Genomic DNA, 15,430 nt, shown 5'->3' with positions numbered 1-15,430 from the left:
ACACGTCGAACCAAGGGGAAACGATCCGTCTGCGCGAGCCGGACGTGGCCGGACCAGGGGCCGACCGAAGGCCAGGAACGGGGGAAACCGCCGTCAATCGCCTTCGCGGAACGCCAAAAGCCGCGCTCAGCTAGGGCGACACACTGCGCTGGAGACGCGCAGGAAGTCGACGTGCCGACGCGTGGTCAGCAACGCCGAAGCAAGGCGAGTACGGCCGGTCATGGTTGCCGATGATGACACAGCAACACAGCGCCGCCAACCGATAGCAGAATGCCTACCATTCCACTAGGTGAGCACGGTTTCCCGACATCTGGCTACTGTCGGCGCGCTGTGCCATGCTTCTTGACGTGACGACGCGAGGCACCCTCTTGGTCGCCCGCCTGCATGTCGACCTGCAGCGGGTGATCAGCGCGGCGTGTCTGGGCTGACAGCTCAGTCGGCCTGACCGTTCCGCCGCCCCTCGTCCGTCCTCCGACCGCTTTCGGCCCCTCCGCCCCCGATATCGACGGGGTGAGCGCTGCGGGCGCGGTCCGACCCCTGTGAGGTACTCAGTTATGGCCGTGCCGACCAGCACGCCGGACAGTCCCCGGCCCGCGCGCGCCGCCCGTCCCGCCCGTGCCGGCCGCCCCCGCGGACAGGGTCAGTGGGCCCTGGGTTACCGGGAACCGCTGAACAAGAACGAGCAGATGAAGAAGGACGCGGACGGTCTCACCGTGCGCGACCGGATCGTGAACGTCTACGCGCACGGCGGCTTCGACTCGATCGACCCGCAGGACCTGCGCGGCCGGATGCGGTGGTACGGCCTCTACACCCAGCGCGCGCCCGGTATCCCCGGCGGCAAGACCGCGATCCTGGAGCCCGAGGAGCTGGACGACCGCTACTTCATGCTCCGCGTCCGGATCGACGGTGGCCGGGTCACGTCCGAGCAGCTGCGGGTGATCGCCGGCATCTCGACCGAGTTCGGCCGCGACGTCGCGGACGTCACCGACCGGCAGAACGTCCAGCTGCACTGGATCCGGATCGAGGACGTGCCGGAGATCTGGCGACGCCTGGAGGGCGTCGGCCTCTCCACCACCGAAGCCTGCGGCGACACCCCCCGGGTGATCCTCGGCTGCCCGCTCGCCGGCGAGCTGGAGACCGAGGTGCTGGACGCGACCGAGCCGCTGCGCGCTGTCGTCGACCGGTACGTCGGCGACCCGGCGTTCTCGAACCTGCCGCGCAAGTTCAAGAGCTCGATCTCGGGCTGCGCCGAGCACTGCACCAACCACGAGATCAACGACGTCGCGTTCGTCGGCGTCGTCAACGCGGACGGTGAGCGCGGCTACGACCTGTGGGTCGGCGGCGGACTCTCCACCAACCCGCGCTTCGCCGAGCGGCTCGGCGTCTTCGTCCGGCCGGATCAGGTCGGTGAGGTCTGGGCCGGCGTCACCAGTATCTTCCGGGACTACGGCTACCGCCGGTCGCGCAACCACGCCCGGCTGAAGTTCCTGCTCGCCGACTGGGGACCGGAGAAGTTCCGGGAGGTGCTCGAGACCGAGTACCTCACGGAGAAGCTGCCCGACGGCCCGCCGCCGGCCACTCCGATCCAGGACCAGCGCGACCACGTCGGCGTCACGCCGATGCGCGACGGGACGTTCGCGCTCGGCTTCGCGCCCCGGGCCGGTCGGCTCTCCGGCACGACGCTGACCGCGGTCGCCGAACTGGCCGACCGTCTCGGCGACGGCCGGATCGCAGCCACCGCACAGCAGAAGCTGGTGCTGCTCGGCGTCGCGGCCGACGACGTCGACGCGACCATCGACGAGCTGGCCACCCACGACCTGCTGGTCAAGCCGAGCGCGTTCCGACGCGGGACGATGGCCTGCACCGGGCTCGAGTTCTGCAAGCTGGCGATCGTCGAGACCAAGGCCCGCGCCGACACGCTCTACCGCGAGCTGGAGAAGCGACTCCCGGAGTTCGAGGAGCCGCTCACGATCAACATCAACGGCTGCCCGAACTCGTGCGCCCGGTTCCAGACCGCCGACATCGGCTTCAAGGGCTCGATGGTCCGCGACGACGACGGGAATCAGGTCGAGGGCTTCCAGGTTCACCTGGGTGGCCACTTCGGTGCCGACGCCGCGTTCGGCCGAAAGTTCCGCGGTCTGAAGGTCACCGCCGACGGGATGCCCGACTACGTCGAGCGGATCCTCCGGGGCTACCTCGAGCGGCGGGAGCCGAACGAGCGCTTCGCCGGCTACGTCGCTCGCGCCGAGGAAGCCTGGCTCCAGTGACCGAGCGGGCCGCGCCCTTCTTCTGCCCCTACTGCGGCGAGGAGGACATCCGTCCCGAGGGTGAGCACCACGGCCAGTGGCGCTGCGATGCGTGCCTGCGCGTCTGGACGTTGAAGTACGTCGGTCTGAGCCGCAGCGACGCGGCTGTCGACCCGAGCCGCACGACGGCGGCGACCACCGAATTAGACGACGACTCGGCCGGCCCCAGCGGCCCGACCGAAACGGCTGCGCGTGTACGCGCCGCCGCGGACTCCAGGGAGGTGCGCGATGACCGACATGCTCGCTAGGCCGGACGTCGAGACCAAGGATCTGTCGGACCTCCGAGCGCTGGCCGACGAGGCGTCGGCCGCGCTGGAAGGTGCTCACCCGGTGGAGGTGCTCCGCTGGGCAGGCGACACGTTCGGCGATCGGCTCTGCCTCACCTCCTCGATGGGCGACGCCGTCCTCGCGACGCTCGCCGCCGAGGCCGTGCCGGGGATCGACGTCGTGTTCCTGGACACCGGCTACCACTTCCCCGAGACGCTGCAGACGCGCGACCGCGTGGCGGCCGAGCTGGACGTCACGGTCGTCACGATGAAGCCGGAGCTGACCGTCGCCCAGCAGAACATCAAGTTCGGGCAGAGCCTGTACGCCCGGGACTCGGACGCCTGCTGCGCGATCCGCAAGGTCGAACCGCTCGACCGTGGGCTGGCACCGTACGACGCCTGGGCGTCCGGTATCCGGCGCGACGAGTCGTACGCCCGCCGGCACACGCCGGTGATCGGCGTCGACACCCGGCGCAACAAGATCAAGGTGAACCCGCTCGCCTGCTGGACGCAGGGGGACGTCGACCGGTTCGTCGCCGAGCGGAACGTGATCGTCAACCCGCTGGTGGACCGGGGCTTCCTGTCGATCGGATGCGCCCCGTGCACCCGGCCGGTGCAGCTGGGCGAGGACCGGCGCGCCGGTCGGTGGTCCGACTCCGAGAAGACGGAGTGCGGTATCCACGTCTGACGCCGTACCGCGCACCGAAGCCGTCTCTCCGCTCGGGGAGGCGGCTTCGCTGTGTCAGGAGCCATGGCGTCGTACGCTGGAGCGTTGACCTCGGCGAATGCGCTGAGTAATGCACACAGAGCGCTCAGGATAGGCACAGCAAGCACACAGCTTGCGGAGCGACCGTTCTAGTCATGGACGAATCGCACCGCTCCTCCGCAGCCGGCACCGGCGGTGACCAGGTCGGCATCACGCCGACCGATCCCTCTCCCGTGCATTCCTCGGGCCCCACCGGGACCGAGCCCTCGAGCCCGCACGCCCAGAACGCGTCCTCCCCCTGGGCGGTGCCGCAGGCTCCCACTACTCCCCACTCCGACCCCACGCCCCGCGCCGCCGAGTCCGCCGGACGCTACGCGGTGCCGCACCAGGCTGCTCCGCACCCGGCCGGACCGCACCACGCGGTCCCCCACCAGGCGGGGCCGAACCCGACCGGGCCTCAGCAGGCCGGGCCGCAGCAGGCCGGGCCGCACCAGACCGGGCCGCACCAGACCGGGCCGTTCCCGTCGTGGACGGCCGGCGGCGCTACCCACCCGACCACGCCGCTCGGGACCCTCAGCGCACCCGCCCCCGGGCGACGCCGCGGTCCGCTCGCGGCCGCGATCGCCGGCGGCGCGCTCGTCCTCGCACTGGTCGCCGGTGGCACCGGTGCGGCGGTGGGCATCGCGGTCAGCGACTCCGCCAGCGGTACCGGTGTGACGATCAACCAGGAGTCGTCGACGGCCGCGACCAAGACCAGCAGCTCCGGCACGGTCGAGAGCGCCGCCGCCACCGCGCTGAAGAGCGTCGTGACGATCGCAGTCACCGCGGGCTCCGGAGCCGGCACCGGTTCCGGCATCGTGGCTGACCGCAGCGGTCACATCATCACGAACAACCACGTGGTCGAGGCGGCCGCGGACGGCGGCACGATCACCGTGACGCTGGCGAACGGCGAGACCCGCACCGCGACGATCGTCGGCCGCGACCCGTCGTCGGACATCGCGGTGATCAAGGTCGACGACGCCAGCGGGCTCACCCCGGCCACGTTCGCCGCGTCCTCCACCGTCAAGACCGGTCAGACCGTGCTCGCCGTCGGCGCACCGCTCGGCCTGTCGAACACCGTCACCGAGGGCATCGTCAGCGCCCTCAACCGGCCGGTCCGTACCGGCTCGACGGCCGACCAGAACACGGTCCTCGACGCGGTGCAGACCGACGCCGCGATCAACCCCGGCAACTCCGGGGGCGCGCTGGTCGACCTCTCCGGCCGCGTGATCGGGGTCAACTCGGCGATCGCCACGGTCGGCGGCTCCGGCCAGCAGGAGTCCCAGTCCGGCAACATCGGCGTCGGCTTCGCGATCCCGTCGGACACCGCGCTGGACGTCGCGAAGCAGCTGATCGAGGACGGCACCGCCGAACACGCGACGCTCGGCGTCAGCGCGCAGGACACCCAGACCGGCACCGGCGCCCAGCTCGCCCAGGTGACCAGTGGCTCGGCCGCCGACAAGGCCGGGCTGCGGGCCGGGGACGTCGTCACCGCGATCGGCGACCGCCGGGTGACCGATACCGACGGGCTCGTCGCGGCCGTCCGGTCGCACGAGCCGGGGGAGTCGGTGGAGGTGACCTACCAGCGCGGCGGGGACACCACCACGACCACGGCCACGCTCAACAGCAGCTCCGCCTAATCCGGACCCCCGGAGCTGCTGTGCGCCCGGGTCGGCGTCCCCTTCCGCCGGCCCCGCACCGACCGCCGCACCACGCCCCTGCGTGGTGCGGCGGTTCGGTCGACGACTACACCCGGCTCAGTGCGCCCCCCGGCCCGCGGCGCGGACCAAGGCCCAGCCGAGCGCCAGCGCCACCAACCCGCTCCACGCGGTGACCGGCACCCCGACCAGCTGCGTGGTCCGCTCGGCGAGCAACCCGTTCAGCCCGGTGACCGCGACCGCGAGCATCCCGAACGTGGCCAGCGCGATGCCCACCCCGGCCGCCACGCCGTCCAGCGGGCCTCGGCTCCGCTCCCGCCGCTGCCCGAGAGGCCGGGCGACCGGCCGCTCGAACCGCCGCACCGCCAGCACCAGCGGCAGCGCGATCGCGGCGAGCACCGCCACCCAAACCGGCCGGGTGAGCCACCACGCCGCTCCGCCCGGCGTCGGCGTCGGAAGCCCGGCCACCACGCCGGCCGCGAGGACGAACAGCGCCGTGAGATGCCAGAGGAACACCGTCATCACCACGCCGTTCGCCGCCACGACGGGCGTCCACACCCGGGGCCGGGAAAGCCAGCGGGTGACCGGACCCCGTGCCAGCACCACCAGGCCGGTCAGCCAGGCGCCGTGCGCGACCAGCGCGAGCGTCGGCGGGTTCATGTTCGAGACCGGCGCGCCGGGAAGTCCGACCATCGACACCGGATACCAGTCCAGTACGAGCGTGAGCAGCGTCGTCGCGGCCAGCCCACCGCCGACCAGCAGTGCCCCGACCCGCCGGGTCAGCATCCCGTCGGCGTAGAGGTACCCGACCTGGTGCGCCGCGAGCCAGACCAGCGCGACGTTCAGCGCGCCGATCGCCTCGACACCACCGAGCAGCCGGGCCGCGTCCACCCCCGCCGCCGCCACCACCAGCGCGACCGGCACCACCGCACCCCAGCGCCGGTGCGCGGCGTACATCAGCGGGGCCAGCCCCACGACGCCGAGGTAGACCCCCAGGAACCACAGCGGCTGCACGACCGTCCGGGTAGCGGTCCGGGTCAGCTCGGCGACGGTGCCGTCCCCGGCCTGGACGCCGGTCACCTCGGTCGCCACCGCGATCACGGTCCAGATACCCAGGAAGACCGCGGTCGGCGCCAGCAGCCGCCGCAACCGGGCGACGAGGAACTCCGGGTAGGTACCGCCCCGCCGGTGGTGCGAGCGCAGCGCCGCCGCGTGGGCCGCGCCGCCGACCAGGAAGAACAGCGGCATCACCTGGAACGCCCAGGTCAGGAGTTGGGCCGCCGGTAACTCGGCCAGCACGTTGCCGGCGCGCAGACGCCCGTCGTCCACCCGCAGTGTGAGCATCAGCCAGTGACCGAGGACCACCACGCCGATCGAGACGATCCGCAACAGGTCGACGTACCGGTCGCGATCGGCGGGGGTGGCCGCGGCGAGCGCGGCCGCCGAGCGGGGTTCGTCCGCGGACACGGCCGGCGCGGACGGCGTCGGCCAGGTCTTGCGCACCAGGGAGGAAGTCATGCGTCCACGGTGCCGACCGTGGCGTCCGACGCGGAGAGCAGTTCTACTCGGCCGCCCGGTGCAGTTCGACCGGGCGGGTCGGCGACGCGCCGAGCAGAATCGGTCGCGCACCGCTCGGCGCGGTCGGCCAAGATGAGCGCCATGAGCTCCACACCGGCCGCCTCCGATACCCCGCCCGGCTCCGACCCCACGCTGCACCCGAACGTGGCCACGGTGAACGCCATCCTCGAAGCGTTCGGCTCGCAGAACCGCGTCCGGCTGCTCCCCGATGCCGCCCGGACCGCCGCGCAGGCGGCGGAAGCGCTCGGGGTGACCGTCGGACAGATCGCGAACTCGCTGGTGTTCGATGCGGACGGCGAGCCGCTGCTGGTGCTCGCGTCCGGTGCGCACCGGGTCGACACCACGATGGTGGCCGCGCTGGTCGAGGTCTCCTCGGTGCGCCGGGCCACGCCGGAATTCGTCCGGGACGTCACCGGTCAGGCCATCGGCGGCGTCGCGCCGGTCGGGCACCCGGCCCGGCTCCGGACGCTGGTGGACGTCGCCCTCGCCGCGTACGACACGGTGTGGGCCGCGGGCGGCATTCCCCATGCGGTGTTTCCCACCACCTACGACGAATTGCTGCGGATCACCGGCGGTGTGGCGGCCGAGGTGGCGTGAGGGCTCCCGCTGCCGTCTCCGCCTCTCCCCCTTAGGCTGGCTCCATGTCAGCCGCGCCGGAGTCCGGGCACGTAGCCCCGGGGACCCCGGCTACCGCACCGAGCGTGGTCACCGTCCACGTGTGGCGCGTCCCGAACCGCAAGGTGCCCGCGGCGCTGACCCGGATGGCCACCGACCGCGTCCGGCTCCGCTCGACCGCCGGTCTGCAGTTCGCGCGTCTGCTCGGCACCGGCCGGGGCACCACGTTCGCGATCCGCGACGCCGACCTCCAGCGCTGGGCGCTGCTCGCGTCCTGGGACACCGAGGCGGACGCGGCGGCGTTCGAACGCTCGACGATCGTGCGGGGCTGGGGACGGCTGGCCGAAGAGCGGTGGCGGCTGGAGCTGGTCCCGCTGAGCGCGCACGGCCGCTGGGCCGGGCAAGAGCCGTTCGGCACGCCGGTGCCGCGCCGGTGGGACGGACCGGTCGCGGCGGTCACCAGGGCCCGGCTGTCCGCGCGCAAGGCCGTCACGTTCTGGCAGGCGGTGCCGCCGGTGGCGTCCGCACTGCAGCAGCACCGGGCGGAGGGCGGCTTGCTGGCCGCCTTCGGCGTCGGCGAGGCCCCGGCCGGGTGGCAGGGGACGCTGAGCGTCTGGCGGAGCGCGGACGACCTCCGCGCGTTCGCCTACCAGGGAGCCGCGCACGTCGCGGCGATCCGTAGAACGAAGGAGACCGGGTGGTACGCCGAGGAACTCTTCGCCCGTTTCGGCGTGGCGCGGGCGGACGGCTCGCTGGACGGCAGAGATCCGCTGACGTGACGCCACTGACCCCGGCGCGCTGGTCCGCCCGCGACGTCGTCGCCCACCTCGACGAGGTGCTCGGCGTCTACGGCTCCGCGATGAATTACTCACCGGCGCTGGTCGAGGGGCGCCGGGGCATCCTGGTCGCGCACACCCGGCGGCCGGAGTTCCGCGCCGTCGGCACGCTCGACGCGGACGGCCGGGTCGTCGGTTTCGGCTACGGGTACCGCGGCGAGCCCGGCCAGTGGTGGCACGAGCACGTCCGCTCCCGGCTCGACCCGGCCGGGTACCGCGCCTGGCTGTCGGACTGCTTCGAGGTCGTCGAACTGCACGTCGCGCCGGGGGTCCAGGGGAAGGGCATCGGCGAGCAGCAGATCCGGCTGCTCCTGGACGGGGTGAACCGTCGCACCACCGCACTCTCCACGCCGGAGGGTGGCGAGTCGCGGGCCTGGCGGCTCTACCGCCGGCTCGGCTTCCTCGACGTGTTGCGCGACGTCGTGTTCCCCGGTGACGACCGGCCGTTCGCGGTCCTCGGACGGGGTCTCCCGCTCGAGGACCCGACGCCTTGACGAAGCGGTCCTGACGATGCGCCGGGTGCCGATCGTGCTGGTAGCGCTGACCGTGCTGGCGCAGATCAGCTATCCGCTGGTCGGCGGATCCGCGCGGAACGGCCTGACGATCGCCACGGTCGTGCTCGGGTTCGCCGCCGCCGTGGTGCACGCGCTGCTGACGCGGGGGACGCGGACCGCCGCCGTCCTGGTCGTGGTGACCACCGGCGGCGGCCTGGCCGTCGAGGCGGTCGGCACGGCGACCGGTTTTCCGTTCGGTGCGTACGAGTACGCCGAGACGCTCGGCCCGGCCGTGCTCGGCGTGCCCTGGGTGATCCCGCTCGCGTGGACGATGATGGCGTGGCCCGCCTGGCTGGTGGCCGGACGGCTGGTGACGGGGTGGCTCCGGGTACTCGTCGGCGGGTGGGCGCTGGCGTCGTGGGACCTGTTCCTCGATCCGCAGATGGTCGATGCCGGGCACTGGACGTGGGATTCGGACGGCGTCGCCCTGCCGGGCGTCCCGGGGATCCCGGTGACGAACTACGTCGGGTGGGTGCTGGTGGCGGTGGTGATGTGCGGCGTCCTGCACTTCTTTGCGGACGCCGGGCAGCCGACGCCGTCCGACGCCCCCATGCTCGCGTTCTACCTCTGGACCTACGCGTCCTCGGTGCTGGCACACGCCGCGTTCTTCGGCCTGCCCGCGTCGGCCGTCTGGGGCGGGCTCGGTATGGGGCTGGTGGCGGTACCGCTCGCGGTGCGGCTCTACCAGGCCGGGCGGATGGCGCGGCCGGTTCCACTCGCGAGCACCCGGTGAGCCGAGCCGGGCGCCCGGCTGGGGCCCGCGGCCGAGGCCGGGTTCGGAGGCTCGCCGATCCGGTGTTGTGGGGCACCGTCGGGGCGGTCGCACTCACGGCGCACACGATCGGAAACGCGCGACGGCTCCGGCGGCCGCCGACCCACCCTCCGGAGTCACCGGTTCGCGTCTCGGTGCTGCTCCCGCTGCGCGACGAGGAGCACCGGGTGGAGCCGTGCCTCCGCGCTCTGTTGGGCCAGCGTGGCGTCCCGGGCTACGAGATCGTGGTGCTGGACGACGGCAGCACCGACCGCACCGCGGACGTCGTCCGGCGCGTCGCGGGCGGTGACCCCCGCGTCCGGCTGCTCACCGGGGCGCCGCTCCCCCCGGGCTGGCTGGGCAAGCCGCACGCGTGCCAGCAGCTCGCCGACGCCGCTGCCCCGGCGTCCGACGTGTTGATCTTCGTCGACGCGGACGTGGTGCTCGCGCCGGACGCGGTCGCCGCGGCCCTCGCCGTCCTGGACGAGTCCGGATTGGACCTGATCTCGCCGTACCCCCGGCAGATCGCGCTCGGCGCGGCCGAGCGCCTCGTCCAGCCGCTGCTGCAGTGGTCGTGGCTGACGACGCTGCCGCTCGGCGTGGCCGAACGGTCGCCGAAGCCGTCGCTGACCGCGGCCAACGGACAGTTCCTGGTGGTCAAGCGGGCCCGCTACCGGGCCGCCGGCGGGCACTCCGCGGTGCGGACGGACGTGCTGGAGGACATCGGGCTGCTGCGGGCCGTCAAGCGGGCCGGGGGCCGGGGGATCGTCGCCGACGGTTCGACGATCGCCGAGTGCCGGATGTACGAGTCCTGGCCGGAGCTGCGCGACGGCTACTCGAAGTCCCTCTGGGCGGCGTTCGGCTCCCCGGCCGGAGCGGTGGCGACCGTGGGCTTCCTGAGCCTGCTCTACGTGGTTCCCGCGGTCGCGGCGCTGCGCGGTAGCCGCCTCGGCCTGCTCGGGTACGCGGCCGGGGTCGCCGGTCGGGTCGTCACGGCCCGGACCAGCGGAGGCCGGGCCTGGCCGGACGCGCTGGCCCACCCGGCGTCGATCGCAACGCTCGGCTGGCTGACGTTCCGCTCCTGGCGCGAACACCGCCGCGGGGCCCTGCGCTGGAAAGGCCGCCTGGTCACCCTCGACGAGCCCGGTGATTCGCGTCTCGTGCACCCGCACGAACACCCGTGACAAGACCCGGTCGCGGCCGCGAGTTCCGGCGCCGCCGGTTGTACACGCGCACGGCGGAGCGTGCGCAGGCCGGACACACGGCCGGGGACTAGGACCCGACCGGGTTGGTCGGCTCGGTCGACCTGCCTAGTCTTCCGGCCGTGCACGGGACCTTCGAACCAAGCCTGGCCATCGACTTCGGCTCCACCCACACCGTCGCCGCGTTGCGCGGGCGCGACGGCCGGGTTCAGCCGCTGATGTTCGACGGCAGCTTCCTGCTGCCGTCCGCGGTGCTGATCGCACCGGACGGCCGGATGGTCGTCGGCCGCGACGCGGAGCGCGGAGCGCGGCTCGAACCGTCGCGCTTCGAACCGAACCCGAAGCGCCGGGTGGACGACGGTGCCGTGCTCCTCGGCGACCGGAACGTGCCGGTGCCCCACCTGGTGGCGGCCGTACTCCGGCGGGTCGCCGACGAAGCCGCCCGGGTCGCCGGGAGCCTCCCCGCCGACGTGGTGCTGAGCCACCCCGCGGGCTGGGGCGCCCACCGCAGGCAAGTCCTGGTGGACGCCGCCGCCCGCGCCGGGTTGCCCGCCGTGCGGTTCGTGCCCGAGCCGGTCGCCGCGGCGCGCTACTTCACCGGGGTGCTGGGGCGCTCGGTGCCGGACGGATCCGCGCTCCTCGTCTACGACTTCGGCGGCGGCACGTTCGACACGAGCGTCCTGCAGGCAGCCGACGGCGGCTGGCGCGTGCTGGCCACCGACGGGCTGCCGGACGTCGGCGGCCTGGACCTGGATGCGGCGATCGTCGAGCACCTGCGGGTGACGCTCGGGGTCTGGAGTCCCGATCAGTGGGCCCGGCTCGTGCACGCGACCGACGACGCTGCCCGGCGCCGGAACCGGATGCTCTGGGAGGACGTTCGGGCGGCGAAGGAGCAGCTTTCCCGCAGCTCGTCGGCGAGCCTGCTCGTCCCGGTACTCGACGTCGACGTGCACCTGACGCGAGACGAGTTCGAGCGGCTGGCGCGGCCGTACCTCGAGCGCACGGCCGACGTCGCCGCCGGGGCTCTGCAGCGGGCCGGTATCCGCGCCGATCAGCTCGCCGGTGTGTTCCTGGTCGGCGGTTCCAGCCGGATTCCGCTGGTCGGCACGCTCCTGCACCACCGGATCGGCGTCGCGCCCACCGTGATCGAGCAGCCGGAACTCGTCGTCGCGCTGGGCAGTTCGCACCTGCCGGAGCGCGCGCCGGAACCGCGGTCAGCACCGCCGCCGCCCGGTCCGACGTTCCCCGGCCCGCCGCCGTTCGGGTCGCCGGTGGCCGCGCCGTCGCCAACCGGGATACCGCTCGGCACCCCGCCGACCGGGTCTTCGGCCGGGACCCACGTCGGCCGGCGGCGTGGGGTCGCCGCGATCGCGGGCGTGCTCGTCGTCGTGCTGGTGGCGGTTGTCCTCGGCTGGACCACCTGGCCCTGGGGCGGCTCGGACGAGAAAACCGGCGTGGGGCAGGCCGACAGCGCCTCCTCGCCGCCCGTCGCCGCGACCGGATCCGCGCGTCCCGGCGCCCCGCACCAGGAAGTCACGGTGAACAAGACGGCCTGGTACGGGCCGCTGAAGATCACGTTCGGGAAGATGGTGTACGACGCCGGCATGGACGACCAGCTCACGGTCGAGACCACGGTGGAGAACGAGGGCCCGAAGAACTACAGCCCGCGCATCGACATGACGTTCACGCTGGACGGCGTCCAGAGCTCGGTCAGCGTCTCGGACGTCGGCGCGGTCGCCGGGAAGCAGAAGACGCGCCTCGTCTACTCGGTGCGCTCACTGGAGGTGAAGGGCAGCGTCGCCGACGGGTTCTTCACGATCGGCTCCGGCGACGAGGCGCAGGCCGTGGTCCCCGCGGGCAACAAGGGCAAGCTCGTCGCCTACCAGCCGCGCAGCGTGCTGCCGAAACCGGTGACGCTGACGCTGCGGGACCTGGTCGTGACCGTGCAGTCGTGCCACGTGCGCGGCGGGTTCTTCGACTTCAACGGCCAGGCCGACGCCGGTTACGAGGCGCTGAACTGCATCCTCGACGTCCAGTACACGCGTGACACCGCCGGGGGCCACATCTTCGACCGGGACACGATCGTGCTGGTCCAGCCGAACGGCACCGAGGTCGGCTCGACGCCGTTGGTCAGCGAGGCGCTCTACGGCCCGGAGATCCACCGCAACGTCATGCCCGGTTACCTGGTCAAGTCTCCGGCGAAGGGCCAGTACCGGCTCCGACTGGTCGACGTGCACGCAGGCGAGACCCGCTCGGACGCGTCGGTGAAGGACCTCCCGCTGACGCTCTGAAAGCGGTCGCCCTGGACAATCAGCGGGTGGCAGATGTCGTGGTCGTGGGGGCAGGGATCGGCGGACTGACCGCGGCGGTCCGGCTGGCGGTAGGCGGGCACCGGGTCACGGTCTGTGAACGCGCTCCGGAGGTGGGCGGCAAGCTCGGTCTGCTGACCCGCGACGGGTTCCGTTTCGACACCGGACCCAGCCTGGTGACGATGCCGCAGGTGTTCGCCGACTTCTTCCGGGAGACCGGCGACCGGCTGGAGACGGTCCTCGACCTGCAGCCGCTCGACCCGATCGCGCACTACCGGTTCGGCGACGGCACGACGCTGGAGTCGTGTGCGGATCCGTTCGAGTTCCGGCGGCGAGTCGACGACGCGTTCGGCGGCGGCGCCGGTGCGGACTGGGCCGCGTTCTGGAAGCGGGCCGAGCGGATCTGGGCGGCCACCTACGAACCGTTCCTCGCCTCGGCGCTGGACGGGCCGCGGACGTTGGCACGGTACGCGACCCGGCTGCGGGATCTCGCCGCGATCGCGCCCGGACGCTCGCTGCGCGGAATGGCCACGGCGTACCTGCGGGATCCCCGGCTGCGGCAGTTCGTCGAGCGGTACGCGACGTACACCGGCTCGGACCCCCGGCGCGCCCCGGCGGCACTGGCGTCGGTGCCGTACGCGGAACTCGCGTTCGGCGGCTGGTACCTGCGAGGCGGGCTGCGCCGGCTGGCCGACGCGCTGCTGGCCCGGTGCGCGGAGCACGGCGTCGCGGTCCGTACGGGTACCGAGGTCACCCGGATCACCGCGGACGCCCGGGGCGTCACCGGTGTCCTGCTCGCCGACGGTGGCCGGCTCCCCGCCGACGTCGTCGTGGCCAACGCGGACGCGACGCACGTCTACCAGGACCTGATCGCGGTGCCGTCGGCGGCACGTGCGCTGCGCCGCACCACGCCGTCGCTCTCCGGGTTCGTGCTGCTGCTCGGGGTGCGTGGCCGGACGCCCGGCCTGGCCCACCACACGGTGCTGTTCCCTCCCGGCGAGCTGCCGGGCAGCTACGACGCGGAGTTCGACCACGTCTTCGGCGACCCGGGGCGTCCGGTGCCCGATCCCACGCTCTACCTCTCGGTGCCGGACGACCCCGCGGTGCGGCCGGAGGGCCACGAGGCCTGGTTCGTGCTGGTGAACGCCGCCCGGCAGGGAACGGGCCGGGGCGCGGTCGACTGGCGGACGCCCGGACTCGCCGACCGGTACGCCGATCTGCTGCTCCAGCGGCTGGCCGAGCGCGGCTACGACCCGGGCGACCGGCTCCTGTTCCGGGAGGTTCGGACGCCCGCCGACCTGGAGGCACGCACGCACGCGGTGGGCGGGGCGATCTACGGGACGTCGAGCAACGGCGCCCGAGCGGCGTTCCTCCGGCCGGGGAACCGTTCGGTGGTCCCCGGGTTGTTCCTGGTCGGCGGCTCGTCCCACCCCGGCGGCGGGCTGCCGCTGGTCACCCTGTCGGCCCAAACCGTCGCCGGCCTCGTGGGCCCGGCGTAAGGCGGCGCAGCCACCCGTTGTTGTGACCTGGAGCCCGCCCAGCGCGGGGCTGGCGTCCGCGCGCGTCGACGCCGCGACCCTTGCCTTACCGTCTCAAGTCGGCGCGCGCGGCCGTCAGCGTCGTGCTGGGCGGGCCGCCCACCGAGGTGACAGGTTGGCGTGGACTTCGCGGGTCGCGGCGCTGCGGTTCAGCGTGATGAAGTGAATGCCGGGTGCGCCCTCGGCGAGCAGCCGCTCGGACAGCGCCGTCGCGACCTCGACGCCGATCGCCCGCACGGCCAGCGGGTCGTCCGCGACCGCGCGCAGCCGCTCGGCGAGGTCCTCTGGGAACGCGGCCCCGGACAGGACAGCCATCCGCTCGATCTGCGACACGTTGGTCACCGGCATCACGCCGGGCACGATCGGCACGTCGCAGCCGGAGGCCTCGGCCGCGTCCCGCAGCCGGGCCCAGTCCTGCCAGTCGAAGAAGAACTGAGTGATCGCGAAGTCCGCACCGGCCCGGCACTTCTCGACGAAGAACCGCACGTCGGACTCCAGGTCGGGCGAGCGCGGGTGCTTCTCCGGGAACGCGGCGACGCCGACGCAGAACTCGCCGGAGTCCTTCACCAGCTTCACCAGGTCGCTGGCGTAGCTGTAGCCCTCCGGATGGGCGATCCACTCGGCCTGCGGGTCGCCCGGCGGGTCACCGCGCAGCACCAGCACGTCGTGCACGCCGACCGCCGCGTAGTGCCCGATCACGTTCCGCAGCTCGGCCACCGAGTGGTTCACGGCGGTGAGGTGCGCCATCGGCAGCAGCGTGGTCTCCGAGGCGATCCGCTCGGTGATCGACACCGTCCGGTCACGGCTGGACCCGCCCGCGCCGTAGGTGATCGAGACGAACGAGGGCTGCAACGCCTCCAGCTCGCGGATCGCCTGCCAGAGCTGGCGCTCCCCGGCGTCGGTCTTCGGCGGGAAGAATTCGAACGAGAACGTCGGTGCGTCGTCCCGCACCAGGTCGCCGACGGAGGTTCGCCGTTCCCGCGTCGAACCCGCTGCTGAGGACGCGTGTTTCGAGTTAACGAGACCGGTTGCCATGTGGCGACACTGTAGTCGGACACGGTGAGCAGTGGTC

The 15,430-nt window shown here is 73.0% G+C and carries 16 protein-coding genes; 12 read left to right on the top strand and 4 right to left on the bottom strand.

The features are described from left to right. Positions 1-126: 126 nt before the first annotated feature. On the bottom strand, positions 127-222 hold the full coding sequence (locus ABEB28_RS43055; RefSeq protein ID WP_376981270.1) for a putative leader peptide: 96 nt from the start codon (positions 220-222) through the stop codon (positions 127-129). Between the two features lie 113 nt (positions 223-335). On the opposite strand from ABEB28_RS43055, the gene ABEB28_RS43050 reads away from it, so the two are divergent. From ABEB28_RS43050 to ABEB28_RS06770, 5 genes are all read left to right on the top strand, one after another. Then, positions 336-428: a putative leader peptide gene (locus ABEB28_RS43050; protein WP_376981272.1), complete on the top strand. Its 93-nt coding sequence runs from the start codon at positions 336-338 to the stop codon at positions 426-428. 126 nt (positions 429-554) lie between these two features. Further along, entirely contained in the window at positions 555-2,267 is a 1,713-nt protein-coding gene (locus ABEB28_RS06785; protein ID WP_345727110.1) for a nitrite/sulfite reductase, read from the top strand. After that, on the top strand, positions 2,264-2,554 hold the full coding sequence (locus ABEB28_RS06780; RefSeq protein WP_345727191.1) for a hypothetical protein: 291 nt from the start codon (positions 2,264-2,266) through the stop codon (positions 2,552-2,554). The genes ABEB28_RS06785 and ABEB28_RS06780 overlap by 4 nt, the downstream gene beginning before the upstream one ends. Beyond that, positions 2,535-3,260: a phosphoadenylyl-sulfate reductase gene (locus ABEB28_RS06775; protein WP_345727109.1), complete on the top strand. Its 726-nt coding sequence runs from the start codon at positions 2,535-2,537 to the stop codon at positions 3,258-3,260. The genes ABEB28_RS06780 and ABEB28_RS06775 overlap by 20 nt, the downstream gene beginning before the upstream one ends. Positions 3,261-3,433: 173 nt before the next feature. Further along, positions 3,434-4,957 (top strand): S1C family serine protease, encoded by a 1,524-nt coding sequence (locus ABEB28_RS06770; RefSeq protein WP_345727108.1) that lies wholly within the window; start codon positions 3,434-3,436, stop codon positions 4,955-4,957. A 117-nt stretch (positions 4,958-5,074) separates the two neighbouring features. Here the strand turns inward: ABEB28_RS06770 and ABEB28_RS06765 are convergent, their stop codons facing one another. Then, on the bottom strand, positions 5,075-6,493 hold the full coding sequence (locus ABEB28_RS06765; RefSeq protein WP_345727107.1) for an acyltransferase family protein: 1,419 nt from the start codon (positions 6,491-6,493) through the stop codon (positions 5,075-5,077). Then, positions 6,490-6,636: a hypothetical protein gene (locus ABEB28_RS06760; protein ID WP_345727106.1), complete on the bottom strand. Its 147-nt coding sequence runs from the start codon at positions 6,634-6,636 to the stop codon at positions 6,490-6,492. Before ABEB28_RS06760 ends, ABEB28_RS06765 begins: the two co-directional genes overlap by 4 nt. Between ABEB28_RS06760 and ABEB28_RS06755 the strand changes: the two genes are divergently transcribed. From ABEB28_RS06755 to ABEB28_RS06725, 7 genes are all read left to right on the top strand, one after another. Then, positions 6,635-7,150, top strand: coding sequence for a YbaK/EbsC family protein (locus tag ABEB28_RS06755; RefSeq protein ID WP_345727105.1), 516 nt, complete (start codon positions 6,635-6,637; stop codon positions 7,148-7,150). The two genes, ABEB28_RS06760 and ABEB28_RS06755, sit on opposite strands and share 2 nt — an antisense overlap. A gap of 44 nt (positions 7,151-7,194) precedes the next feature. After that, on the top strand, positions 7,195-7,947 hold the full coding sequence (locus ABEB28_RS06750) for a monooxygenase (RefSeq protein WP_345727104.1): 753 nt from the start codon (positions 7,195-7,197) through the stop codon (positions 7,945-7,947). 5 nt (positions 7,948-7,952) lie between these two features. After that, entirely contained in the window at positions 7,953-8,498 is a 546-nt protein-coding gene (locus tag ABEB28_RS06745; protein ID WP_345727182.1) for a GNAT family N-acetyltransferase, read from the top strand. A gap of 16 nt (positions 8,499-8,514) precedes the next feature. Continuing rightward, the gene (locus ABEB28_RS06740; protein ID WP_345727103.1) at positions 8,515-9,291 is read left to right on the top strand and encodes a carotenoid biosynthesis protein; all 777 of its coding nucleotides are present in this window, start codon (positions 8,515-8,517) and stop codon (positions 9,289-9,291) included. Between the two features lie 62 nt (positions 9,292-9,353). Continuing rightward, positions 9,354-10,493, top strand: a complete 1,140-nt coding sequence (locus ABEB28_RS06735) for a glycosyltransferase family 2 protein (protein ID WP_376981274.1) — start codon at positions 9,354-9,356, stop codon at positions 10,491-10,493. Between the two features lie 140 nt (positions 10,494-10,633). Continuing rightward, positions 10,634-12,802, top strand: coding sequence for an Hsp70 family protein (locus ABEB28_RS06730; protein WP_345727102.1), 2,169 nt, complete (start codon positions 10,634-10,636; stop codon positions 12,800-12,802). A 26-nt stretch (positions 12,803-12,828) separates the two neighbouring features. After that, entirely contained in the window at positions 12,829-14,319 is a 1,491-nt protein-coding gene (locus ABEB28_RS06725; RefSeq protein WP_345727101.1) for a phytoene desaturase family protein, read from the top strand. A gap of 114 nt (positions 14,320-14,433) precedes the next feature. Here ABEB28_RS06725 and metF read toward each other — a convergent pair whose 3' ends face one another. Next, positions 14,434-15,393 carry a methylenetetrahydrofolate reductase [NAD(P)H] gene (gene metF, locus ABEB28_RS06720; protein WP_345727100.1) on the bottom strand — a complete coding sequence of 320 codons (960 nt, stop codon included), beginning with the start codon at positions 15,391-15,393 and terminating at the stop codon, positions 14,434-14,436. Positions 15,394-15,430: the final 37 nt, after the last annotated feature.

This window comes from Cryptosporangium minutisporangium (assembly GCF_039536245.1).
GTDB lineage: Bacteria > Actinomycetota > Actinomycetes > Mycobacteriales > Cryptosporangiaceae > Cryptosporangium > Cryptosporangium minutisporangium.
This window is presented reverse-complemented; position numbering and strand designations above follow the sequence as displayed.